The sequence below is a fragment of the Streptomyces sp. NPDC002156 genome (assembly GCF_053593675.1).
Genome location: NZ_JBSFDA010000001.1, coordinates 1 through 23,388 on the forward strand (window position 1 = coordinate 1; position 23,388 = coordinate 23,388).

The window sequence follows — 23,388 nt, forward strand, 5'->3', positions numbered from 1 at the left end:
GACACCCTCGCGGCCACGGACCCGGCGCTGAAGCCGCTCATCGGCGCGGCCCGCACCGACAAGGACCTGCTCTACTTCCACAAGGCCGACGGCGGAGCCCCCGCGCGGGCCCGCTTCGGCTACTCCGACGACGACGCCTTCGCCGTCGGCCTCACCTGTGGGGGCGAGATCGACGTCCTCGTCCAGCGCGTCGATCCGGCGGACCGGTCACATCTCACCGATGTCCTCCACGCAATCGTGCAGGGTCGCCCCGCCGCTGTGGCCCAGATCGTGGACGGCCCCGAAGCGCTCCTCGGCCGTACCCTCACGCTGCTCGGCGACGGCAGCGCATACGACGGGACAGTGGGCAGCGAGCGCGAAGACCGGGCGGTGGCAGCACAGGCCCGCGCACTGCTGCGCACCGGCCGCACAGCCCGGACCGAGGTCGGCGGCGACGCCGACACCTGCCCCGAGAAACTCTCCGTACTCGTCCACACCCACGCGCCCCGCCCCCGCATGCTCATCTTCGGCGCCACCGACTTCGCCGCCGCCCTCAGCCAGGCCGGCAGCTTCCTCGGCTACCGGGTCACCGTCTGCGACGCCCGCCCCACTTTCGCCACTCCCGCCCGCTTCCCGCACGCCGACGAAGTCGTCGTCGACTGGCCGCACCGGTATCTGGCGGACACCGAGGTGGACGCCCGCACCGCCGTCTGTGTCCTCACCCACGACGCCAAGTTCGACATCCCCCTGCTGCGGCTGGCCCTCGGCCTTCCGGTCGGCTACGTCGGTGCGATGGGCTCCCGCCGCACCCACGACCACCGCATGGAGGCATTGCGAGAGGTGGGTGTACACGAGGACCGGCTCGCGCACCTGCGCTCCCCCATCGGCCTCGACCTCGGCGCCCACACCCCCGAGGAAACAGCCCTCTCCATCACGGCCGAGATCATCGCCCACGCCAACCACGGCACCGGCCTGCCCTTGACCCACGGCACCGGACCCATCCACCACCCCGCTCCCGGCGCCCTCGCATCGGCCGTACTGACAGCCGTGTGAGGGCGTGCCGTAGAGCGCGGGGGCTGCCACCAGCGAGGATGCTCGCCATGACTGCCGACCAGCCCCTCGTTCTCCTCCGTTCTACGCACTCGACACCGGTGGTGTTCGGTGCGGGAGCGGCCATCGGTGTTCTGGGCGGGATGATCGGTCTGGGCGGTGCGGAGTTCCGCCTGCCGCTGCTGATCGGGCTGTTCGGGTTCGCCGCGCTTTCCGCGGTCATCCTGAACAAGGCGATGAGTCTGGTGGTGGTGCTGGTCGCGCTGCCCGCCCGCCTGGCGGCGGTTCCCGCCGGCGAGGTGGCCGCGCACTGGACGGTCGCGGTCAACTTGCTGGCCGGGAGTCTGCTGGGGGCCTGGGCCGGAGCGACGTGGGCGGTACGGATGCGCAGCTCCACCCTCTACAAGGTGCTGGCCGCTCTGATGGTGCTCATGGCCGCGGCTCTGCTGTTCACGCACATCAGCACCGTGGGGACGCTCGCGCTGCCACTGTGGGCTCAGGTGACCTGCGGGGTGGCGGCCGGCTTCGGTATCGGAGCGGTCGCGGCGATCATGGGCGTGGCCGGGGGAGAGCTGCTGATCCCGACGATCGTGCTGCTGTTCGCGGTGGACATCAAGACCGCGGGCAGCCTCTCGCTGCTGGTGTCGCTGCCGACGATGCTGGTGGCCTTCACCCGCTACAGCCGTGACGGCGGCTTCGCCGTGCTGGGCACCCACCGCCGCTTCACCCTGGTCATGATCGCGGGCTCGGTCACCGGAGCGGTACTGGGCGGGCTGCTGCTCGGGGTGTTCCCGGACCTGGTGCTCATCCCCGTGCTGTCCGTGGTCCTGCTCATTTCCGCGGTCAAGCTCGCCCGGCACGACTGACGGCGGACAGCAGAGGTCTGCACCCGGCTCTTCCCGGGCCCGACTGGATGGTGCCCAGCGTCAGTGGGCGGTCCCAGTGCTCGACTGGTGGGTGGCGGACCAGGAGGCGAGAAAGCGCAGTCTCTCGTGGGAGGGGGTGCCGGGTTCCGCGCTCAGGACGGTGAGCTGCTGGTCAGGATCGGTGGGGCAGGCGAGGGTTTCCCAGTCGAGGGTGAGGTCACCGGCCACAGGATGACGGAAGGCCTTCGTGCCCATGGCGTGATGAGCCACCTGGTGGGCACCCCACCACTGCCGGAACTGACGATCCTGTACGGAGAGCTCCTCGACGAGTGCGTTCAGACGGGGATCGTCGGGATTCTGCGCGGCTTCCATGCGCAGGAAGGCCACATTGGTGCGGGCGACATCTTCCCAGTCCGCATACAGATCTCGCATCGCCGGGTCGGTGAAAACCAGTCTCACAGAATTGCGGTGCTCTTCCGGTATCTGGGAGAAATCCGTCATCAAAGCAGCAGCGAGAGGATTCCAGGCGAGAATATCCATACAGCGGCCGAGAACGAGAGCAGGGATATCGGTGAGATTGTCGAGGAGCCGTCGCATCGACGGCCGGACCTTCTGCGCCGCACGTCGGCGTGGCAGTGCATTTTCCTTCCCCGCCAGTTCGAGCAGATAGTCGCGCTGGTCGTCGTCCAGGCGCAGCACCCGGGCCAAGGCGAGAAGGACCGGCGTGGAGGCTTCGATGCGGCCCTGCTCCAGGCGGGTGTAGTACACGGTGCTGATCGAGGCCAGCTGCGCCACTTCCTCCCGGCGCAGGCCCGGGACCCTCCGCAGGGCCCCGCTCTCGGGCAGACCCATCGCATGGGGTCTCAGCTCGGCGCGCCGGGCCTTGAGGAATTCACCCAGCTCACTGAGGTGTGCGTCCCTGCTCATGCCGGTCACGATACTGCGGAAGCCGCTCCGGCACAGCTCTGCTGAGGGGTAGGGATTTATACCTGGAACATCTATTCCCGGCAAGGCTCCTCCCCTTCGCCGGGACCTGCGGAGCGTGTGACACTGCATGTACGGCAAGTGGCTGTCCGATGCGACACCGCATGGCCAGTTCGTTGGGGGACAGGGTTTTATACCAGGAAAGATCTCTCCCATTGTCGCGTTCAGGAGTCGATGGCACTGTTTCCTCTGTACTCGTCGATGGATCGAACAGAAAACTATGAGCCGGAATTCTTTTTCCCGACGCGAGTACGTCGGAGATCCTCATGGTCGGCCCTGTCCGGCCCAGGCGACTGATGTGACGCCCCTGCTGTCTGCCGCCACGCCGTACATCAGCGGAAAGGACAACCTTCATGGCATCGCAACTGACCGGCACCGTCGCGCTGGTCACCGGAGCGAGCAGCGGTATCGGCGCCGCCACCGCCCGCCAACTCGCCGACCACGGCGCCTCCGTCGCCCTCGTGGCACCGACCACGCCCAGGCCGAGGCGGCCGTGCAGCAGGCCGTCGAGCACTTCGGGCGGCTGGACATCCTGGTCAACAACGCCGGCCTGATGCTCCTGGGCCCCGTCGTCGGCGCGGACGTCGAGGAATGGGAGCGCATGATCGCCATCAACGTGCAGGGCCTGCTCTACACCACCCGCGCCGCCCTCCCCCGCCTGCTCAACGCCGCCGAGGACGGGCCCCGCCGGGTCGCCGACATCAGCTCCATCGCGGGCCGACAGGCGTGGGCGAACTACGGCGTCTACAACCTCACCAAGTTCGGCGTGAACGGCTTCACGGAAGCGCTGAGGCAGGAAGTCACCCAGCGGCATGTGCGGGTGAGTGTTCTGGAGCCGGGCGCCGTCGACACCGAGCTCGGCTCGCACAACAACGACACCGTCCACACGGAGATCCTCGAGCCGTTCAACGAGCAGCACGAACGACTGGACCCGGCTGACATCGCCGACGGGATCGCCTACATCGTGACCCGGCCCCGGCACGCCTCGATCGCCGAACTCCGGGTCATGCCCACCGACCAGGCCTGACGGCCGCCACAACCAAGGAGTAACCAATGAAGCACGTATCCCTGGGCGCACTCGATGTCTCTCGCATCGGTCTGGGAGCCATGACCATGGCCGGCACCTACACGACGGGCGGGGGGCTCGACGACTCCGAGTCGATCCGCACCATCCACCGAGCGCTGGACCTCGGGGTCACCCACATCGACACCGCCGAGATCTACGGTCCCTTCCACAGCGAGGAGATCGTCGGCAAGGCCATCAAGGGCCGACGCGACGACGTCGTCGTGGCGACGAAGTTCGGTCTCGTCTCCCACTCCGATGGCGGCCCCGGCGTCGTCGACAGCAGCGCCGGCAACGTGAAGGCCGCAGTCGAAGGCTCACTCAAGCGGCTGGGCACCGACCACATCGACCTCTATTACCAGCACCGGGTCGACCGGAGCACTCCCGTCGAGGAGACCGTCGGCGCGCTGGCCGAACTGGTCGCCGAGGGCAAGGTGCGCCACATCGGACTCTCGGAAGCCGGCCCCGAGACGATCCGCCGGGCACACGCCGTGCATCCGGTGGCCGCCCTCCAGACCGAATACTCCCTGTGGACCCGCGACGTCGAGGCCGAGATCCTCCCGCTGCTGCGCGAACTCGGCATCGGATTCGTGCCCTACTCCCCCCTCGGCCACGGCCTGCTGACCGGGCAGATCCACACGGTCGACGACTTCGCCGATGACGACTGGCGCAAGACCAACCCGCGTTTCACCGGTGAGAACTTCCAGCGCAACCTGCGCATCGTCGACGAAGTGCAGGCCATCGGCGCCGAGATCGGAGCGACTCCGGCCCAGACCGCGCTGGCGTGGCTGCTGACCCGCGGCGACGACATCGCCCCCATCCCCGGAACACGGCGGGTCTCGCGCGTCGAGGAGAACACCGCCGCCGACGGCATCGAACTCAGCGCCGCTCAGCTCGACCGCCTGAACAACCTCACGCCCGCCTCGGGCGAGCGCCACGACGAGGCGAACATGGCCAGCATCGACCGCTGACCGCGGCGCCGCGCACTCTTGAAGGACGAGGAGATGGTTCGCGCGACGCGACGACATCGTGCTGGCGACCAAGGTCCACCAGCACATGCACGACGGCCCCGGGGGTTCCGGGCTGTCACGCAAGGCGATCATGGAGCAGGTCGACGCCTCGCTCACCCGGCTCGGCACTTACTACGTCGAAGAGACGATGGAGGCCCTGCACGACGTGGTCAAGGTCGGCAAGGCCCGCTACATCGGCGCATCCAGCATGTATGCGTGGCAGTTCGCCAAGATGCAGTTCGTCGCCCAGATGAACGGGTGGACGAGGGTTCGTCTCCATGCAGGACCAGTACAGCCTGGTGCAGCGCGGGGAAGAGCAGGAGATGTTCCCCCAGGGACAACCCGAGCAGCGACTTCGACGGGCGCCCTCTGTGGCAGGACAGCGACAGGCCGACGATCGACGCCCCGATCGTGGGTGCGACCAAGAACCATCACCTGCCCGCCGCTGCGGCGGCGCTCACCTACTTCCAGTCGGGCCGAAGAACAAACCCGCATCCCTGAGAGAAGAACCATCATGAGCTCCTGGAGCCAGACACAGCTCCGTGCGATCGCCGAGAACGCGGATCTCTTCGTATCCCCGTTCCGCGAGGACGGCACCACCTACGGCACCCCGACCCAGACCTGGGCACTCGTCGTCGACGGCCACGTCTACGTGCGTGCCGCCAACGGACAGCAGTCGAAGTGGTATCAGGCGGCCATCGTCCAGAGGGCCGGTCGCGTTCGCGTCGCCGGTGAGTACTACGAGGTCACCTTCGAACCCGTCGGCAGCGACGTCGACGCCGCTGTCGACGCCGCCTACGAAGAGAAGTACCCGGGCAGCTCCGCAGTGCCGATCATGCAGGGTGACGGACCGAAATCGGCGACAGTCCGCATCTCCCCTCGCTGAGCTCAGTCCCTGCTCCCGAACGCATGGCGACGCCGCCGGGGTCACGATCTCGCGTTCTCCACAGGACGGTGTATGCCCATGTCCGGGGAGGTATTCGCCGGTAGGACGGCGACCTGCCCCCTACTCGAGGAGAAGAAGCATGACCACCATCGTCATCGTCGGAGCGGGAGGCGGCCTCGGAGCGGCCGTCGCCCGACAGTTCGGCCACGGCGGCTTCGATGTCGCGCTGATCTCCCGCAACCAGGACCGGCTCGACGCGCTGGCGGCCGGCCTGACCGCCAAGGGGGTGACCGCACGCGGATTCGCCGCCGACGTACGCGATCGGGCCGCCCTGGAAGCAGCCCTCGACGCGGCGACCGCCACCCTAGGCCCGATCGAAGTGCTGCAGTACAGCCCGGTCCCACAAAGGGAGTTCATGCGGCCGGTGCTGGAGGCCACTCCCGCCGATCTGGCGGGCCCGATCGAGTTCTCGCTCTACGGACCGGTCACCGCGGTGCGCCAAGTGCTGCCCGGCATGCGGTCCCTCGGCCGCGGCACCCTCCTCTTCGTCAACGGAGGCAGCGCCGTACGCCCCCACCCCGGACGTGCCGGCACGTCCGTCGCCTTCGCCGCCGAAAGCGCCTACGCCCGGATGCTCCACGACACGCTCGCCGACGACAACATCCACGTCGGGCAGCTCATCATCCCCGGCGCGATTGTGCCCGGCGACCCGAACACGGATCCCACCGTCCTGGCCCGCAGGCTGTGGGACATGCACAGCGAGCGGAGGGGATTCCGCCTCTGCGCAGGCGACTTGGACTCCTGACCACCAAATGGCTACGGGCCGTCGAACCGGCCCCCGCCGACACGTACACGAGGCAGCCTCTCCATGCACTCCACTGATCGCCCGACCTGGGCCTCGCCCGAGCAGCCCCGCTTCCCGACCCGCAGAGCGGTCTTCCTCGGCACCGGTGCGGCCTTCCTCGGCGGGCTCGGCTTCGCGGCCGCTCATTCGGCTGACGCCGTCCCACGCAGCTTCCCCGCGCCCGGCGCTCGATCGAGGACCGCGGGCAATCCCGCGAGTACGGCAGGACCCACCATCCCGGCGCCGAGTGGAACACCGCCGCCTCGGACACCGTCGCCCTGAAGGTGTTCCAGGACCCCGGACACCGCGCCGCAACGCACTATGTGGTTCGTGCCCACGACGGCCATCTCACCCAGATGTCGAGCACGAGGGGTTCGTGGACCAACCGGACCGCTGGTTCACCGACGCCGCCTACCGCGCCTCCGCGAAACTGTGCGCCGACATCTGCGCGCGCCACGGCATCCCAGTCGACCGCGGACACATCGTCGGCCACAACGAGGTCCCCGGCACCGACCACACCGACCCCGGCCCGCACTGGGACTGGGACCGCTACATACGCCTGATACTGGTCTCGGCCTGACACTCCGTTCTGAACGGCGAGCCAATACCCGTACACACGCGAGGAGTTCTGTGACCGCTCCACCCGCCGCCCCCGCCAAGCCCGTGGTGGTCCTGCGCCCCAGGCCGCAGCGCACGAACCGCATCTTCGCCCCCGCCGCTCTTGAGTCGCTCCGCGACCGCTTCACCGTGGTGGACCTGGAGAACGATCCCTCCGAGGAAGCGCTTGAGGAGGTGCTGCCCGACGCCTTCGCGATCGTCGGACAGCCCGACCTGCCGGCCGGGCGGCTTGCCCGCGCGGGCAGGTTGCGGGCGCTGCTGAACGTCGAGGGCAATTTCTTCCCCAACGTCGACTACGCGATCTGTTTCGAGCGCGGTATCCATGTGCTGGGCTGCGGACCCGCCTACGCACAGGCCGTCGCCGAGTACTCCCTCGGACTCGCCCTCGACCTCGCCCGCGGCATCAGCCGCGAGGACCGGGCCTTCCGCGCCGGACGGGAGCGGTACGTCTCCGACGGCAACGTGGACGCTGTGCTGCTGCAGGGCTCCGACGTGGGCCTGGTCGGCTTCGGCAACCTCGGCCGCAGCCTCAACCGGCTCCTCACGCCCTTCCGGCCCACCATCCGGGTCTACGACCCCTGGTTGCCGCCCGGTGTCCTGCACGAACACGGTGTGCTTCCCGCCTCGCTCGACGAGACCCTCGCCCGGAGCCGCTTCGTGTTCGTGCTGGCCACCGTCACGGACGACAGCCGCCACCTGATCGGAGAACGCGAACTCGAACTGCTGCCCGACGGTGCCCGCCTCGTCCTGGTCAGCCGCGCACCGGTCGTCGACTACCCGGCGCTGCTCGCCCACGTCGCGCGCGGACGCCTGCTCGCCGGCATCGACGTATGGCCGGAGGAACCGGTCGCCGCCGACGACCCGGCCCGCGACCTCGACGGTCTCGTGCTCTCCGCACACCGCGCGGGCGGCATCCCGGAAGCCTTCCGGACCATCGGCGACATGGTCCTCGACGACCTGACCCTCCTCGCCCAGGGGCTCCCTCCCGTCCGTATGCAGACCGCCGCCCGTGAACTGGTCGGCCGCTACCGCAACCGCCCCGTGACGTGAAGGGACCGCCCATGACTGCACAGCTCCACCCGCCCGCCGCGCTCGACATCCCCTGCGAAGGCCTGCTCTTCGACAACGACGGTGTCCTGGTCGACTCCGACCTCGGTGTCGACCAGGCCTGGAGCCAGTGGGCCCGCGACCGCGACCTGCCGCCGGAACAGGTGACCGCCATGGTGCACGGCCGCCGTTCGGCCGACACCGTCGCCCTACTGGTGACCGACCCTGAGGAGCGACCGGCCGCGCTCGCCGCGATCGACCGCCTGGAGGTGGAGGCCGCGGCCTCCACCACAGCGCTCCCCGGCGCCCTCGACTTCCTCGCGGGCCTGCCACGCGACCGGTGGGCGGTGGTGACCTCCGGAGTCACCGTCCTGGCCCGGGCCCGCCTCACGGCGGCGGGGCTGCCCACTCCACCCGTGCTCATCACCGCGGACGACGTCAGCCGCGGCAAACCGGCGCCCGACGGCTACCGTACGGCGGCGGAGAAGCTGGGCTTCGCCCCGGCACGGACCGTTGTCTTCGAGGACAGCACCGCGGGAGCGGAGGCCGGAGCCGCGACGGGCGCAACCGTCATCGGAGTCGGGCAGCGCGGACTGGCCACCGACGCCACCGTCGTCGTCCGCGATCTGCGCGGCCTGCAATGGCACGACGGCGTTCTCAGCCTCGCCGCCGCGGACCTGCTGCGGTTCTGACCACCCCCCACACCTCCGAACACCTCCGAAGAGAGGGTGTTCGCACCGCACGGCCGCAGTCAGCCGACGACGACGATCGGCTTGATGAGGGTCTGGTCGCGGCTGCGCATCAGTTCGAGGCTCTTCCCGACGTTGTCCCAGCCGTGCAGCACATGAGTTGCCAGCGGCTGGGTGTCGAGCTTGCCGTTCTCGATCAACAGCAGCAGACGCTCCATGTAGTCCCGGCCCTGGTTGGCCTGGGCCGCGGTGAGGAACTTCTCCATCACACCGTAGTTCCAGACCTCCATCGGAAGCGTCACCGTCTCGTCGTCGAAGAAGCCCGAGACCACCGACACGTGGCCGCCGAACTTCGTGAGCCTCATGGCCGTGCCGATCTGGTCACTCGCACTGCCGCCGCTGGCGACCAGGACACTGTCGACCTGCACACCACCGGTCAGCGTCATGATCTGCTCGTAGACGTCACCCTTCTTGTAGTCGACGAGGTCGGTCGCCCCGTACTGCGTCGCGACGGTCATCGTGTTCGGGCGCGAGCCGACGGCGAAAATACGGCCGGCTCCCCGAAGCGCCGCCGCGGCCACTCCCATAAGTCCCACGGGTCCCACGCCCAGTACGACGACGACCTCGCCGAACTGGATCTCCATCCGCTCGACGCCGGTGAAGCCTGTGGCGGCCATGTCGTCGACGGAGACGGCCTGGACATCAGTGACTCCGTCGGGAATGCGCGCCAGGTTGGAGTCCGCGTCGAAGCACTTCACCAGTTCCGAGAACCACCCGCCGTTGGTCGGGTCGTCGGAGAAGTAGGGGCTCTTGCTCTGGTGGAACTTGCCCTCTCCGCGCTGTGCCCGGGGATGCCTCCAGTCCGCCAGCCCCGCGGGAAGGACGACGCGGTCCCCGGGTGCGAAGTCGGCGACCAGGTCGCCGACTTGTTCGACGACTCCGACGGCCTCGTGACCGATGACCTTGCCCAGCGCGTTCGGGAGCGAGAGCGAGTCGATGAGATGCACGTCTGTCGTGCAGGTCGCCACCGCGGTCGGGCGGACCAGGGCGTCGTACGGTCCGATCTCCGGGACCGGGACCTCCTGCCAGTCGGCGCGGCCCTTCTCTTGGATGACGTAACCCTTCATGGGGCGCTTCCCTTCGTGTCGGCCGGACTCTGGAGTGGGAGGTTCGGGGCTTGGTGGCTGTCGAACAGGCTTGGGGTGTCGTGGGCGATGACGTTCTCCTGGGCCGGGACCTTGCCGAGGCGGTAGCTGTTGTCCCGGGACGAGCGGTCTTCGTGTCCGAACGAGATGCCGAAGAACAGCTTGAGGTCGTCGGGAACGTTCAGGACATCGCGGACGGTGTCGGCGTAGAGGCCCAGCACCGTCTGAGGGATTCCGCCCAGGCCTCTGGCAGCGAGAGAGAGCAGGAAGGTCTGGGCGTACATGCCGATGTCGCCGCCCACGCGCACGCCGTCACCGAAGACGGGAGCGAAGAGCATGGCCACGTGGGGAGCCCCGTAGAACTCGAAGTTGCGCCGATCCGCCACGCGGCGTGCTTCACGATCCGACCGGGCGATGCCCAGAGCGTCATTGCGGGTCTGTGCCTGGTGGCGAGAGCACTGTGCGTACGCGCCGAAGTATTCGTTCTGGTCAAAGGTGAAGTCGCCGGACAACTCTCCGGCGGCTTCGGCCCGCAGCAGTTCCTTGCTCAACAGGTCCCGCTGCCGCCCCGAGACGATGTGGATGTTCCACGGCTGGGTGTTGCAGTTGGAGGGGGCCGTCCGCGCATCCTCCAGCACGCTGCGGATCTGTGCAGGGGACAGCGGATCCGGCAGGAACGCGCGAACGGAGTGACGAGCCCGGACGGCCTCGGCGAAGGAAAGGGTGTCGCCAGACACGGTGCTCCTCGTCTTTCACATGGCTGGCGCGGGCGGGAATTCGAGGATGAGTCGCCCCCGAAGGCCGCCCTTCTCCAGCAGCCGATGAGCCTCGGGAGCCTGGTCGGCGGGCAGGGTCGCCGCGACTCTGAGAGTGAGCTCACCCGATTCCACCTGTTCGCGCAGCCGGATGACGGCCGCGGTGTCGGTGATGCGAGAGCGGACGTTCACCGGGTGTACGACGATGCCCCGGCCGGGATCGCCGTCCCAGAAACGGACGACCGCGATCTGACCGTTGTCACCAATGGCAGGCGCAATCAGGTCGTGCAGCATGGCGCTGTCCGCGACGGCTTCGGCTCCACCGGGCACAACATCCAGCACGCGCTGTGCGATGTCGGCGCCGCGAGCGACGAAGGTGTCGGCGCCGTGGGAACGCAGCCACTCCTCGTCGTGCTCCGACGCCACCGCGACGACGCGCAGGTCTTCCGAGGCGGCGAGCTGGACGACGTAGCCGCCGACGGCACCGCCCGCTCCGGTGACGACCAGAGTCGAACCGGGCGCGAGTGCGAGGGAGTCCAGGATGCTCCGGGCAGTCAGCGCGTTCATGAGGAACGAGGCCGCTTCCGGGAACGTCGTGCCGACGGGCTGACGCGTGACCGACGCGGCCGGCAGGACGACGAACTCGCTGTAGCCGCCGTGCCGGCCGTGGTTGTCGACGATGCCGATCACTGGCTCGCCCTCGGACAGGCCGTACGCGGCCTTGACGTCGTCCGCGACCTCGTCCAGCGTGCCCGCCACGTCCATGCCGGGAATGAAGGGAGGTTCAAAATCGCGGTACCACTCGGCGAGGGAGCCGTCGCGGAGCATGGCGTCGGCCGGGTTCACCCCGGCGGCACGCACCCGCACCCGCACCTCGTCGGGGCCGGCATGCGGCTCCGGAAGCTCGACGGCGTGCAACACGTCCGGGCCGCCATAGATGTGCAGACCGATCGCTTTTATGGACGAGGACTGCCTTGCGCTCATGGAGAGGTGTTCCTTCCGTGCGTGCCGACGGCCTGCTCACCCGACACCCCTCGGCGGACAGGGAGCATGGGGACCGTCTCGCGGTGTTGGTGGTGCGGCCACCGCCTGTGCGGTGGGGCGGCTCCCTGCGCATCCGCAGCGCGGGGCCTTCCTCGCCTCAGCCGCGCCGTCGTACGGCGTAGTCGTACTGCTCGGGCCAGCGGGGCTCTGCGCCGAGTTCGAGTGCGGCGTGCTGGGGCCAGTAGGGGTTGCGCAGCAGTTCGCGGCCGAGCAGGACGGCGTCGGCCTCTCCGGTGGCCACGATGTCCTCGGCATGGGCCGGCTCCAGAATCAGGCCGACGGCGCCGGTGAGCATCCCGGTCGTCGCACGGACCTGGGCGGCGAAGGGGACCTGGTAGCCGGGCGCGACGGGGATCGTGGCGTCGGGGACCATGCCGCCGGTGGACACGTCGAGGAGGTCGACGCCATGCGCTTGGAGCTCCTTGGCGAGGCGGACGGTGTCGTCGCCGGTCCAGCCGATGCGCTCGTCCTCCGGATTCTCGGTCAGCCAGTCCGTGGCCGACGTGCGGAAGAAGACCGGCAGGTCCTCGGGCCACACCTCGCGTACGGCGTCGACCACCTGGAGGGGAAAACGCAGTCGGTTCTCGAAGCTGCCGCCGTAGGAGTCGGTGCGGTGGTTGGAGGCGGGAGAAAGGAAGGAGTTGATCAGGAAGCCGTGGGCGCCGTGCAACTCGACCACCTGGAAACCCGCGGCCAGGGCACGCTTCGCCGACTCGGCGAAATCCCGTACCAACTGCTGGATCTCGTCCACCGTGAGCTCGTGCGGTACGGACCGCCCGGCGAACGGTGCGGGGCTGGGCGCGACCGCCTGCCAACCGCCCTCGGCCTCGGGTATGTACCGGCCGGTGAGCCAGGGCTTGTCGACGGATGCCTTGCGGCCCGCATGGCAGAGCTGGATGGCCGGAACCGACCCCTGGGAGCGGATGGCCGCGGTGATGCGCGCGAATGCTTGCTGCTGGCGGTCGTTCCACAGCCCCAGGTCCCAGGGGGTGATACGCCCGTCGGGCCGTATCCCTGTGGCCTCGGCCATCACCAGCCCGGCGCCCCCGACTGCCCGGCCGACCAGGTGGGTGAGGTGGAAGTCGGTCGGCACCCCCGCCTCCGGTCCGTCCGAGGCGGCGGAGTACATGCACATCGGGGACGTCCAGACGCGGTTGGGGATCTTGAGTGACCGCAGGGTCAGGGCGGTGAACAGGACACTCACGAGTGGTTCCTCATCGATGGGGACGTACTGGCCCAGGGGTGGCCAATGGCTTGGGTGGAACGGGGTGGTGCGCCGCATTCCGTCCGCAGTCGCAGGTCGGCCCGTACTGATGCGGTCAGACGGCTGTGTCGGGTGCTGACGGCTGGTGATTCATGGCCCAGGAGGCGAGGATGCGCAGCGCGTCGTGGGAAGGGGTGCCGGGTTCTGCTGTCAGCACGATGAGCACCTGCTCGGTGTCGATGCTGGCGGTGAGGGTGTCCCAGTCGAGGCTGAGCTCGCCGGCCACGGGGTGGTGGAAGGTTTTGGTGCCCACCGTGCGGGCGGCCACGTGGCGATCGCCCCACCAACGGCGGAAGTCCGGATCCCGCACCGACAACTCCCCTACAAGGGCGGCCAGCCGGGGGTCGTCGGGATATTTGGCAGCCTGCATCCGCAGCTGCGCAACGGTGGTGTGAGCGACCTGCTCCCAGTTCGCATACAGCGTCCTCATCGCGGGATCGGTGAAAAGAAGCCGCGTATGGTTTCTTTTCCTCTCCGGAATTTCCGCGTAATCGGTCATCAGCGCGGCGGCCAGGGAATTCCAGGCGAGAATGTCCGTACGGCGGCCCAGAACAAGAGCCGGAGTGTCGATCAGGTTGTCCAGAAGGCGTTGCAGTGTCGGCTGCACCTTCTGCACGGCACGGCGGCGAGGCCGGGCCTGGTCCTTGCCCGCGAGTTCGAAGAGGTAGTCCCGTTGGTCGTCGTCCAGGCGGAGTACCTGCGCCAGGGCGGACAGCACCGGCCCCGATGCCTGGAGGCGGCCCTGCTCAAGGCGGGTGTAGTACTCGGTGCTGATGGCGGCGAGCTGAGCGACTTCCTCACGGCGCAGTCCCTCGACCCGCCTCAGGCCGCCCGTGTCGGGCAGGCCCACAGCGCGGGGGCTCAGTTCGGCCCGGCGGGTCTTGAGGAACTCGCCCAGCTCGTTGAGATGCGCGTTGCGAGTCATACCGACCAGTGTGACACCGAATGGACCAACACTGGGGGGTAGGGATTTATACCCGGAACCTTTCATCCGGGTAGGGAATTCTACCCTTTACGGGTGCGCGTGACGGGGAGAAAGTCGATGGCATAGCGGGGAGAAACCTGCCAGGCAATCGACGACCGCGCGCTCCACACCGGATCGGCCCGGCCGACGGCCGGGAAGCCTTCCTCGACTCGGTACGTCATCACACAGCACAGCACACCGGGTGCCGGATCACGGCACCTGAAAGGAACCCCTCATGAGCAAGGTCATCATCGTCACCGGCGCCGGACGCGGTCTCGGCACGGACATCGCCCGCGAAGCCCTCGCCGCCGGCCACCAGGTCGTCGCCACCGGACGCCGCCCCGAAGAAGTCGAGAAGACCCTCGGCGGACCCCACGACAACCTGCTCGTCACCAAGCTCGACATCACCAGCCCCGACGACGCCGAGACCACCGTCCAGGCCGCCGTCGACCGCTTCGGCCGCATCGACGTCCTCATCAACAACGCCGGAAACTTCTACGCCGGCTACTTCGAGGAGATCACGCCCGCGCAGATGCGCCAGCAGATCGAGACCAACCTCTTCGGCCCGATGAACGTCACCCGCGCCGTCCTGCCCGTCCTGCGCAAGCAGCGCGCCGGCCACATCATCACCCTCTCCTCCTCCGCCGGCATCATCGGCCAGGAGTTCTGCGTCGCCTACGCCGCCTCCAAGTTCGGCGTCGAGGGCTGGATGGAGTCACTGCGCTACGACGTCGAGCCGTACGGCATCCACACCACGGTCGTCGAGCCCGGGTTCTTCCGCACCGAACTCCTCGTCGACGGCTCGACCATCTGGCCCGAGCCGACCATCGACGACTACGCCGAACGCACCACCGCCACCATCGCGGGCTGGAAGAGCATGAACGGCCAGCAGACAGGCGACCCCGCCAAGCTCGCCCGCGCCCTGCTCACCATCGCCGACCAGGACAAGCCCCTCCAGCGCTTCGTCGCCGGCGCCGACGCCATCGAAGGCGTGAAGGCCAAGGCCCAGGAACTCCTCGCCCAGGCCGAAGCCTCCCGCGAACTCGGCGCCGACCTCGGCTACGACGACACCGACGCCTGAACACCCGAGCGGCGACTTGTCACGCTGCCGCCTGAACAGTGGCAGCGGCGCTCTTCGAAGAAGGCATGAATGGAGATCCTCAAGCAGCCGCCGACCACCAAGGGCCCGGCCGACATGTTCGCCGGTGATGTCTGGTTCGACGTTGTCCACCGGGGCGAGGAGCCCTCTCGGGCGCGGGCGAACATGGTCAGGTTCGCTCCTGGCGCCCGTACCGCCTGGCACAGCCACGGCCTGGGCCAGACCTTGTACATCGTCGAGGGCATCGCCCTCATCCAGTCCCGCGGCGGCGAGATCATTGAAGCCCACCCCGGCGATGTCATCTACACGCCCCCGGGCGAGGCGCACTGGCACGGTGCCGCCCCCGACCGCTTCATGACCCACCTCGCCCTGTGGGAGAGCCCCGGCCCGGACGCAGGCCCGGAGACCACCTGGCTGGAGCATGTGGCCAACGACGAGCACGCCGCCCCGCGCGTCAGTACCCGTACTCGTCCCTGAGGGCCCCCGCCCGAGGCGCCTCACGTGCCGGGCGGCTGGAAGACACTCAGCCGCCCGGCATCCCGACGCCTCCTCTCGGGCAGCGACCGTTCTTGGCACCGCGCCACGAACGGCGCAGCCGTTTTCCACACCGATGCAATGGCCAACGACGTCCCGTGCGGCCCGGTCCCGATGACCCGGGTAGACGTCAAGCATCATGGAAGACACCGTCAGGCAAGTCCCGGGACCGAACTGTCAAGCGTCTCCCCGGACCTCACATCCGGGGGGGGAACCGAGTGGCCGTCGACAGCGCCATCCGCCGGCGAAAGGGTCTGCTCAGCCCAGATGATCTTGCCGGCCGCGGTGTAGCGGGTGCCCCAGCGCCGAGTGAGCTGCGCGATGATGAACAGCCCCCTGCCGCCTTCGTCCGTCGTCCTTGCATGTTGCAGGCGAGGTGAGGTGCTGCTGCCGTCCGAGACCTCGCAGATCAGGACGTCCTGGTGGATCAGGGACAGGCGGATGGGACCGGATGCGTAGCGGATGGCGTTGGTGACCAGTTCACTGACGACGAGTTCCGTGGCGAACTGCGCCTCGTTCAGGCCCCAGGCGGTGAGCTGTGCGCAGGCCAGGTTCCGGGCGCTCGCCACGACTGCCGGGTCGGCCGCCAGATCCCAGGAGGCGACCTGGTCCGGGCCGAGGACATGGGTGCGGGCCAGGAGCAGGACCACGTCGTCGGTGGGCGGACCACTCAGCAGAGACTGGACCGCGTCACCGCAGAGCGCGTCCAGGGTCAGGTGGGGCCGGGTGAGGGCATCCCCCAGCCTTGAGATGTCCATGCCGATGTTCCGGTCCGAGGCCTCGACAAGGCCGTCGGTGTACAAGGCGATCAGCGTGCCCTCGGGCAGCTCGAACTCGGCGGATTCGAAGGGCAGGGCCCCCAGCCCGAGAGGCGGCCCGGCCGGGAGGTCGGGAAACGTGACGGTGCCGTCCGGCCGGACAAGGGCGGGCGGCAGGTGGCCTGCGCGGGCCATCGTGCACCGCCGTGTGACCGGGTCGTAGACGGCGTAGAGGCAGGTGGCTCCCACGGCTGCGGAGCCCTCGGCCTCTTCTCGGGCCTCTTCCTCCTCCGCGAGACCGATGACGAGGTCGTCCAGATGGGCCAGCAGCTCGTCGGGCGGCATATCGAGGTCGGCGAGTGTGCGCACGGCCGTACGGAGCCACCCCATGGTGGCTGCCGCGTTGATCCCATGGCCGACCACATCGCCGACGACCAGGGCGACCCGGGCCCCCGACAGCGGGATCACGTCGAACCAGTCACCGCCCACACCGATCGGGGCACCAGCCGCGAGGTAGCGTGATGCCACCTCCAGGGCGGTCCCGCCGGTCAGCCGCCGCGGGAGAAGGTCGCGTTGCAACGCCACGGAGGCCGTGTGTTGGGCGAGCTCCATGGCCAGGACGGTGGCGCCGTGCTCGAGGGCGATCTGCTCCCGATCCGCGGCCGTCCCTGCGGGATCCACCAGGACAATCACGCCGAGGATGTCGGCGCCCGGACTGGCAACGGCCGTGAGCCGACCGTTCTCCCGGACCGGCCGCCCCTCGCTCAGAGCTCGGCGGAGTGTCCGATCTCGTCGGCTCTGGGGCTCTCTCTCGTAGGGGGCGGAACCCTCCGGGCCCGCCCAGGCCCGGATGTTCCCGTAGCGGTCCTCGACCGCCACCGGGTACCCGGTGAGCTCGTACACGGCACGGGCGATTCCTTCCTGCCCCTCCCCGGCCACCGCGACACGGGTCAGCCGGTCGTGGATCCGGGTGGTGTGCTCCAGCGCGCTCACGGTCTCGGCCAGCGCGGCATTGGCACGGCGCAGTTGCCCGGCCCTCGCCCGCTCCGCCATGTGCAGCCGGGCGTTGGCCAGGGCCACTCCGGTTTGCTGGGCGAGCACACGCAACAGGAACTGCGTCGCCGGGGAGGGCGGCTCGGACGCGGCCACGACGAAGTGACCGATGTGCTCCTGGATCCGCCTCAGGGGCAGAGCCCACCCCCACGCACGTCCCGGAATCTCGACCGGGCCGCTGCTCGCACCGAGAACGCGGAGTTGCGCCTCCACATCGGCCCGAACATGCTCCGGGGACAGACACGTGACGTCGGCCTGCCATCCGTCCTCGCCCAGGTACACGCCCACTGCGCGACAACTGCTGAGGGACGGCACCGAGGCAGCCGCAAGGCTGAGGATCTTCTCCTCGCTTCCACTCTCGGTCATCAGCATCGAGAGCATCAGCAGACCCTGCAGGTTCGACAGCTGATCGCGCTGCTCTCTGTCCCGGGCCGTGCGGTCGGTGGGGATGGCGGTCATGGTTACTGCCGGAGGGCGAGGAACTCGTCAGGATCGAGGTAGTAAGGGTTGTCCAGCACCATGCCCCCGAGCACCATCTTGGGATGGGTCTTGAGCACCTCCACCAGGGTCTCCCCGCTGTACTGATCGAGAGGGTAGAGGCACAGGCCCCCCTGGTGAGGATTGCGGCTCAGAAACTGGTTCACCATCGCCTCGTACGTCAGGAGCTCATCGATCATGGGCTGCGGGTGCAGCGCCCAGGTCATCTCCGAAGCTGCACGGGTGTAGCGGAATCCGTTCCGGAGCGCGATGGCCATGTTCTGCTCCCACCAGTCGAAGACCCTGTCCATGGAGAAGTCGCCACCGCGCAGAAAGACGTCCTGCGAGGGGTGCACCTCCAGCTGCTGACGGCCGAGAACCAGCTTGAGATCGGTGTCGGCGCCAAGGTCGTCGAGCAGCGCCGCGGGTTCGGTGGTGTCCACGACGCAGACGCATTTCTCGCCGGCAAGCAGGCCCTCACGAAGGAACGGGAGCAGGATTCCGTCGCGCTCGGCCAGGCTCGTATAGAAGACGCATACGTGATCGCCTGGGGCGATGCTGACGTCGGAGGGCCCCAGAGATGTTGAAGCGGGCAACATCCGGATCACCTTCTCTGGCCGGAGCAGACAGCCGGGCCCCGTACTGGAGAGCATAGTCCTGAGCCCCCAATGACAGCATTTGCGCAGCGATGCCTGGGGCGTCGACGACGTCTGCGGATCGGCATGCTGTCACTCGGTGGCTCGTCGATCAGTCGGGCGTCTCGGCCGACTCGGCCGGTTCGGAGTCGTCGGTCGAGGCGGGCTGCTCGATCGCGTCGGTGGTCGCTGCCCAGCTGGCCAGCAGGTTCAGCGCGTCCTGCGAGGGAGATGCGGGCTCAGCGGTGTAGGCGAGGAGGAATTGGCTGGGATCGGCGCCAAGCGGGAAGGTCTCGAACGGCAGCTCGAGGTCCCCGACAACCGGGTGGTGGAGGCGCTTCACGCCCGTGGTGTGGATCCGGACGTTGTGTGCGGCCCAGCGACGGCGGAAGTCCTCGCTGCGGGTGGACAGCTCCCCGATCAGATCCGTCAGCCGCCGGTCGTAGGCATCACGGCCGGCCTCGGCGCGCAGCATGGCGACCGTGTCGTTGGCGACCCCGTCCCAGTCACGAAAGAACTCGGCCGCGTGCGGATCGAGGAAGACGAACCGAGCGTTGCTCGGCGGCCTCAATGGGTCGGCGTAGAGCGGCGAGAACAAGGCGCGTCCGAGGCGGTTCGCGGTGAGGATGTCCAGACGTCCGTTCAGGACGAACGCGGGTGTGCCGGTCATCGAGTCGAGGACCCGTTGCACCGCCGGCCGAACGCGCTGCTGGGTCGGCCGACGGCGCGGCGGACGGGTCGTGGTGGCGGTGCGCAGGAGGTCGAGCAGATGGGTTCGCTCGGCTTCATCGAGCTGAAGGGCTCGTGCGATGCCGTCGAGGACGCCCTCGGAGATGCCGGTGGCGTTGCCGCGCTCCAGCCGGGTGTAGTACTCGCTCGAGATGCCCGCCAGGAGGGCGACCTCCTCGCGGCGCAGGCCCGAGACCTGCCGGCGGTCCCCGCCGTACACAGGCAGCCCGGCCTGCTCGGGGGTGACCCTGGCGCGTCGCGTGCTCAGGAATTCCCGAATCTCCGAGCGGATATCGCTACGGATGTCGCGGTGCGCGTCGTGAGCGTCGTTTTTGCCTGCCATGCATTTCACCTTACGAGCGATCCCGCATGGCCGGGGGTCCCTGTCAGTACCCCTCTCATCAGGGACTCCCGCCCGCCCGCACCAACCTGTTCCGTAGGGGGTGCACCGCCGATCGCGGTGTGAGTGGCCCGGACACGGCGGCGCACCTGGCGCCCGTCTCCAGTGCCTCCCGGCAGCACCGTCGGTGCTGCGAACCTCCGAAACAGAAGGACGAACCATGCGTCGACACACCAAGGCTGCCGTCGTTGTCACGACCCTGGGAGCACTCAGCTTCTCGGCCTACGCAGCGAACGCCGCGGACACGGCCGGCAGCATCAACACCGGCTCCGGCGCCGCGGCGGAATCCGCCTCCTGGAACCATGGGACCGCCCAGGTGAACAAGCGCATCATGCAGCAGTTCACCAGCCAGTTCCTGCCCACCAACGACCCCGCACTGGCGAAGAAGTTCATCAGCCCGGACATCGTCATGCACTTCGCCGGAACAACACAGCAGGGCCTGGACACCTACCGCGGCATCGTCGCCGCCAACATGAAGGCCTTCCCCGACCTCAAGTGGACGGTCCAGGACATGCGCGCAGAGGGCGACACCGTCGCCATCCGCTACACCATGGACGGCACCCACGAAGGGCCCTTCGCCGGCTACGAAGGCACCGGCAAGAAGGTCCACGCCGAGAGCATGGCCTTCTACCGCCTCGCCCACGGCAAGATCGTCGAAGAGCGCGCCCAGCTCGACATGCTCACCATCCTCCAGCAGATCGGCGCCATCCCCGCCGCCTAGGCACCCCTCGCCGCCCGGCCTGGCGGTTTACGGCGCCCCATCGGCCCGAGCGACTGATGGGGCGCCCCCGACTGCTTGCCCCATTTCATACGTCTGGAAAGAGAACCACCCCATGGCAACGAATCTGACCGGCACCGTCGCGCTCGTCACCGGCGCGAGCAGCGGAATCGGCGCCGCCACCGCCCGCCGGCTCGCCGAGCACAAGGCCTCCGTCGTGCTGGTGGCCCGGCGCAAGGACCGTCTCGACGATCTCGCCACCGAGATCGAGAAGGCCGGCGGCACAGCGCTCGTCCTGGAGGCGGACATCACCGACCGCGCCCAGGCCGAGGCGGCCGTACAGCAGGCCGTCGAGCACTTCGGGCGGCTGGACATCCTGGTCAACAACGCCGGGCTGATGCTCCTGGGCCCCGTCGTCGGCGCGGACGTCGAGGAATGGGAGCGCATGATCGCCATCAACGTCCAGGGCCTGCTCTACACCACCCGCGCCGCCCTCCCCCACCTGCTCAAGGCAGCCGAGGACGGGCCGCGCCGGGTCGCCGACATCGTCAACATCAGCTCCATCGCCGGCCGCGTCGCCTGGAGCGGCTACGGCGTCTACAACCTCACCAAGTTCGGCGTGAACGGCTTCACCGAGTCCCTGCGCCAGGAGGTCACCCAGCGCCACGTCCGCGTCGGGGTCCTGGAGCCGGGCGGCGTCGACACCGAGCTCGGCTCGCACAACAGGCCCGAGATCCAGGGCGCGATGATCAACCCCTTCTACGAGACGACCGAGGTCCTCGCCCCCGACGACATCGCCGACGGCGTCGCCTACATGGTCACCCGCCCCCGCCACGCCTCCGTCGGCGAACTGTGGATCATGCCCACCGACCAGGCCTGACGGCACCCCCTGCCCGGCCATCCACCGGGGCCGCCGGAGCACGCCTTGGCCGGCCCTCGGCTCCCAAGCGTTCGGTCTGCCCATGGGAAGGCACGAGGCCGGATCGCTTCGCAGATCGACGCCTCTGGGCCAGGGCATCGTCGGACGGAAGCGTTGGCCTGCTCTGGAGCGGGCCTTCGACTACTCGGCAGCCCAGGGACCGGTCGTCACCAACAAGGCCCCCGAGCAACGTGATGGAGACGTCAGACATCTCGATCAACAGCTCGGGGGCCTCGCCCGTCGCACTTCGTGGACCGGCACCTGGTCGGTGGCCGACTCGAAGAAGCTCAGTGAACCGGCGTGGTCAGTGGATCGGTGAGCCGGGGCCCAGTGGCAGACCCACGGCGTACCAGATGGCGAACAGGGCGATCCAGGCGACCATCATCGCCATGGCGGCGGGGAGGGTGAACGACACCAGGGTGCCGATTCCCGCCTTCTTCTGGTAGGTCTGCAGATAGCCGACGGTGAGAACGAACGTCGCGCTCATCGGGGTGATGGAGTTGGTACAGGAGTCCGCGATCCGGTAGACGGCCATGACCGTGGCCGGGTTGGCCCCGACCAGCATGGTCATGGGAACGATCACCGGAGCGATGAGCGCCCACAGCGCGGTCCCGCTGGTGATCAGCAGGTTCAGCAGGGCGATTCCGGCGATGAGCAGCATGAGCACGATGAAGACCGGAGCGTCGAGACTCTTCAGGCCCTCCGCTCCGCGTACCGCGACGACGGTGCTGATGCCGGTCCACTGGAACAGCGCGAGGAACTGCGAGACGGCGAAGAAGAGCACGAGGAGCGGCGCGATCGACTTGATCCCGTCCGCCATGAAGGCGGGCAGGTCGGACGAGCTGGTGAGCCTGCCGGTCAGGCGGGCGTAGGTGGCCCCGATGAGCAGGAAGAACAGGCTCAGGACCAGCGCGATGCTGTTGAAGAGCGTGGAGTCGAGGATGGCGCCGTTCTCACCGCGCAGCGGGGAGCCCGCCGGGATCATTCCTACGACCAGCAGCCCGAAGAAGACCGCCGCGACGATGCCGGTCCAGCGCAGCGCGCGGATTTCGACCTCGTCGGGGACGGAGTCGGAGCGGACGCCGGTGGTCGGGCCGGTGGCGCCGTCGTCGGGCACGAGTTCGTGCTCACGCTTGGCCAGGACCTTCTCCGTGACCACGGTGAGAACGATCGCGAGGACGACCGCGGAGACGGTGGTGAAGTAGGTGTTGTCGGTGGGCCGGACGATCGCCCCTGGATCGACGATCTGCGCGGCCTCGGTGGCGATCTTGGCGAAGATGACGTCGCTCGGAGCGATGAACGGGTTCGCGTCACCGGCCGCGTTGATCGACAGGAAGGCCACGATCATGCCCAGCATGGGGGAACGTCCGACGGCCTTGAAGACGAGCGCGGCCAGCGGTACGAGGATCACATAGGCGCTGTAGGACAGGAACTTCGACATCGCCCCGGCCACACAGACCGCGAAGACGGCATGGCTGGGGCGGACACGGCCCAGCGTGTGGCGGGCCAGCGATTCGAGCATGCCCGAGCGGTCGGCGACCGCGAGGCCGATCATGATGATCAGTACGGTGCCCAGTGGCCCGAAGGTCAGGAACGACTCCTCGGCACCGAGGGTGAGTTCGCGGACCGCGGCGACCGACAGGGCGTTCTTGACGGGGGACGGATCACCGGTCGCCGGGTCGATGACCGAGACGCCGGCCGCGGACATGATCGCGCTGGTGGCGGCAACGACGACCGCCAGGATCCAGAACAGCCAGAAGGGATGGGGCAGTTTGTTGCCTATCCGTTCGACGCCGTCCAGGAACCGGGTGAGTCGCTGGGGTCTCTGCTGTACTTCTGAGGGGGCAGTCATTTCTCG

At 68.6% G+C, this 23,388-nt stretch carries 21 protein-coding genes and 3 pseudogenes; 14 read left to right on the plus strand and 10 right to left on the minus strand.

Annotated elements, in window-relative coordinates; translation table 11 throughout:
* Both ACWCRB_RS00005 and ACWCRB_RS00010 read left to right on the plus strand, forming a co-directional pair.
* A partial coding sequence (locus tag ACWCRB_RS00005; protein WP_450993796.1) for an XdhC family protein occupies positions 1-1,032 on the plus strand: 1,032 nt, incomplete at its 5' end.
* A 47-nt stretch (positions 1,033-1,079) separates the two neighbouring features.
* Positions 1,080-1,895, plus strand: a complete 816-nt coding sequence (locus ACWCRB_RS00010; protein WP_450993797.1) for a sulfite exporter TauE/SafE family protein — start codon at positions 1,080-1,082, stop codon at positions 1,893-1,895.
* A gap of 60 nt (positions 1,896-1,955) precedes the next feature.
* Here the strand turns inward: ACWCRB_RS00010 and ACWCRB_RS00015 are convergent, their stop codons facing one another.
* Entirely contained in the window at positions 1,956-2,822 is an 867-nt protein-coding gene (locus ACWCRB_RS00015; RefSeq protein ID WP_450993798.1) for an MmyB family transcriptional regulator, read from the minus strand.
* Between the two features lie 410 nt (positions 2,823-3,232).
* Here ACWCRB_RS00015 and ACWCRB_RS00020 point away from each other — a divergent pair.
* The 8 genes and pseudogenes from ACWCRB_RS00020 to ACWCRB_RS00055 all read left to right on the plus strand — a co-directional run bounded on the left by ACWCRB_RS00020 (position 3,233) and on the right by ACWCRB_RS00055 (position 9,039).
* Positions 3,233-3,906 (plus strand): annotated as a pseudogene (locus ACWCRB_RS00020) (SDR family NAD(P)-dependent oxidoreductase).
* A 26-nt stretch (positions 3,907-3,932) separates the two neighbouring features.
* Positions 3,933-4,913, plus strand: a complete 981-nt coding sequence (locus ACWCRB_RS00025; RefSeq protein ID WP_450993799.1) for an aldo/keto reductase — start codon at positions 3,933-3,935, stop codon at positions 4,911-4,913.
* Between the two features lie 22 nt (positions 4,914-4,935).
* A pseudogene (locus tag ACWCRB_RS00030) lies at positions 4,936-5,284 on the plus strand (aldo/keto reductase); the annotation flags it as partial.
* Between the two features lie 182 nt (positions 5,285-5,466).
* A complete protein-coding gene (locus tag ACWCRB_RS00035) occupies positions 5,467-5,838 on the plus strand; it encodes a DUF2255 family protein (RefSeq protein ID WP_450993800.1) in 372 nt (123 codons plus the stop codon).
* Between the two features lie 139 nt (positions 5,839-5,977).
* Positions 5,978-6,643, plus strand: coding sequence for an SDR family NAD(P)-dependent oxidoreductase (locus ACWCRB_RS00040; protein WP_450993801.1), 666 nt, complete (start codon positions 5,978-5,980; stop codon positions 6,641-6,643).
* Between the two features lie 63 nt (positions 6,644-6,706).
* Positions 6,707-7,262, plus strand: a pseudogene (locus tag ACWCRB_RS00045) (N-acetylmuramoyl-L-alanine amidase).
* Between the two features lie 50 nt (positions 7,263-7,312).
* Complete coding sequence (locus tag ACWCRB_RS00050; protein WP_450993802.1) at positions 7,313-8,350, plus strand: hydroxyacid dehydrogenase; 1,038 nt, start codon at positions 7,313-7,315, stop codon at positions 8,348-8,350.
* A gap of 11 nt (positions 8,351-8,361) precedes the next feature.
* Positions 8,362-9,039 carry an HAD-IA family hydrolase gene (locus tag ACWCRB_RS00055; protein ID WP_450993803.1) on the plus strand — a complete coding sequence of 226 codons (678 nt, stop codon included), beginning with the start codon at positions 8,362-8,364 and terminating at the stop codon, positions 9,037-9,039.
* A gap of 59 nt (positions 9,040-9,098) precedes the next feature.
* On the opposite strand, the gene ACWCRB_RS00060 is transcribed toward ACWCRB_RS00055, so the two are convergent.
* The 5 genes from ACWCRB_RS00060 to ACWCRB_RS00080 all read right to left on the minus strand — a co-directional run bounded on the left by ACWCRB_RS00060 (position 9,099) and on the right by ACWCRB_RS00080 (position 14,169).
* A complete protein-coding gene (locus ACWCRB_RS00060; protein WP_450993804.1) occupies positions 9,099-10,163 on the minus strand; it encodes a zinc-binding dehydrogenase in 1,065 nt (354 codons plus the stop codon).
* Positions 10,160-10,918, minus strand: a complete 759-nt coding sequence (locus tag ACWCRB_RS00065) for a nitroreductase (RefSeq protein ID WP_450993805.1) — start codon at positions 10,916-10,918, stop codon at positions 10,160-10,162. The genes ACWCRB_RS00060 and ACWCRB_RS00065 overlap by 4 nt, the downstream gene beginning before the upstream one ends.
* Positions 10,919-10,933: 15 nt before the next feature.
* Positions 10,934-11,920 carry an NADP-dependent oxidoreductase gene (locus ACWCRB_RS00070; RefSeq protein WP_450993806.1) on the minus strand — a complete coding sequence of 329 codons (987 nt, stop codon included), beginning with the start codon at positions 11,918-11,920 and terminating at the stop codon, positions 10,934-10,936.
* A 157-nt stretch (positions 11,921-12,077) separates the two neighbouring features.
* Positions 12,078-13,184, minus strand: coding sequence for an NADH:flavin oxidoreductase/NADH oxidase (locus tag ACWCRB_RS00075; RefSeq protein ID WP_450993807.1), 1,107 nt, complete (start codon positions 13,182-13,184; stop codon positions 12,078-12,080).
* 115 nt (positions 13,185-13,299) lie between these two features.
* Positions 13,300-14,169, minus strand: a complete 870-nt coding sequence (locus ACWCRB_RS00080; RefSeq protein ID WP_450993808.1) for a helix-turn-helix domain-containing protein — start codon at positions 14,167-14,169, stop codon at positions 13,300-13,302.
* A gap of 274 nt (positions 14,170-14,443) precedes the next feature.
* On the opposite strand from ACWCRB_RS00080, the gene ACWCRB_RS00085 reads away from it, so the two are divergent.
* Complete coding sequence (locus tag ACWCRB_RS00085) at positions 14,444-15,289, plus strand: SDR family oxidoreductase (protein ID WP_450993809.1); 846 nt, start codon at positions 14,444-14,446, stop codon at positions 15,287-15,289.
* Between the two features lie 69 nt (positions 15,290-15,358).
* Positions 15,359-15,784: a (R)-mandelonitrile lyase gene (locus ACWCRB_RS00090; RefSeq protein ID WP_450993810.1), complete on the plus strand. Its 426-nt coding sequence runs from the start codon at positions 15,359-15,361 to the stop codon at positions 15,782-15,784.
* Between the two features lie 209 nt (positions 15,785-15,993).
* On the opposite strand, the gene ACWCRB_RS00095 is transcribed toward ACWCRB_RS00090, so the two are convergent.
* The 3 genes from ACWCRB_RS00095 to ACWCRB_RS00105 all read right to left on the minus strand — a co-directional run bounded on the left by ACWCRB_RS00095 (position 15,994) and on the right by ACWCRB_RS00105 (position 19,836).
* Positions 15,994-18,111: an ATP-binding SpoIIE family protein phosphatase gene (locus ACWCRB_RS00095; protein WP_450993811.1), complete on the minus strand. Its 2,118-nt coding sequence runs from the start codon at positions 18,109-18,111 to the stop codon at positions 15,994-15,996.
* Between the two features lie 2 nt (positions 18,112-18,113).
* A complete protein-coding gene (locus tag ACWCRB_RS00100) occupies positions 18,114-18,728 on the minus strand; it encodes an MEDS domain-containing protein (RefSeq protein ID WP_450993812.1) in 615 nt (204 codons plus the stop codon).
* 148 nt (positions 18,729-18,876) lie between these two features.
* Positions 18,877-19,836: a helix-turn-helix transcriptional regulator gene (locus ACWCRB_RS00105; RefSeq protein WP_450993813.1), complete on the minus strand. Its 960-nt coding sequence runs from the start codon at positions 19,834-19,836 to the stop codon at positions 18,877-18,879.
* 217 nt (positions 19,837-20,053) lie between these two features.
* On the opposite strand from ACWCRB_RS00105, the gene ACWCRB_RS00110 reads away from it, so the two are divergent.
* Positions 20,054-20,614, plus strand: coding sequence for an ester cyclase (locus ACWCRB_RS00110; RefSeq protein ID WP_450993814.1), 561 nt, complete (start codon positions 20,054-20,056; stop codon positions 20,612-20,614).
* A gap of 112 nt (positions 20,615-20,726) precedes the next feature.
* Positions 20,727-21,491: an SDR family NAD(P)-dependent oxidoreductase gene (locus ACWCRB_RS00115; RefSeq protein WP_450993815.1), complete on the plus strand. Its 765-nt coding sequence runs from the start codon at positions 20,727-20,729 to the stop codon at positions 21,489-21,491.
* Between the two features lie 343 nt (positions 21,492-21,834).
* On the opposite strand, the gene ACWCRB_RS00120 is transcribed toward ACWCRB_RS00115, so the two are convergent.
* Complete coding sequence (locus tag ACWCRB_RS00120; RefSeq protein ID WP_450993816.1) at positions 21,835-23,382, minus strand: AbgT family transporter; 1,548 nt, start codon at positions 23,380-23,382, stop codon at positions 21,835-21,837.
* Positions 23,383-23,388: the final 6 nt, after the last annotated feature.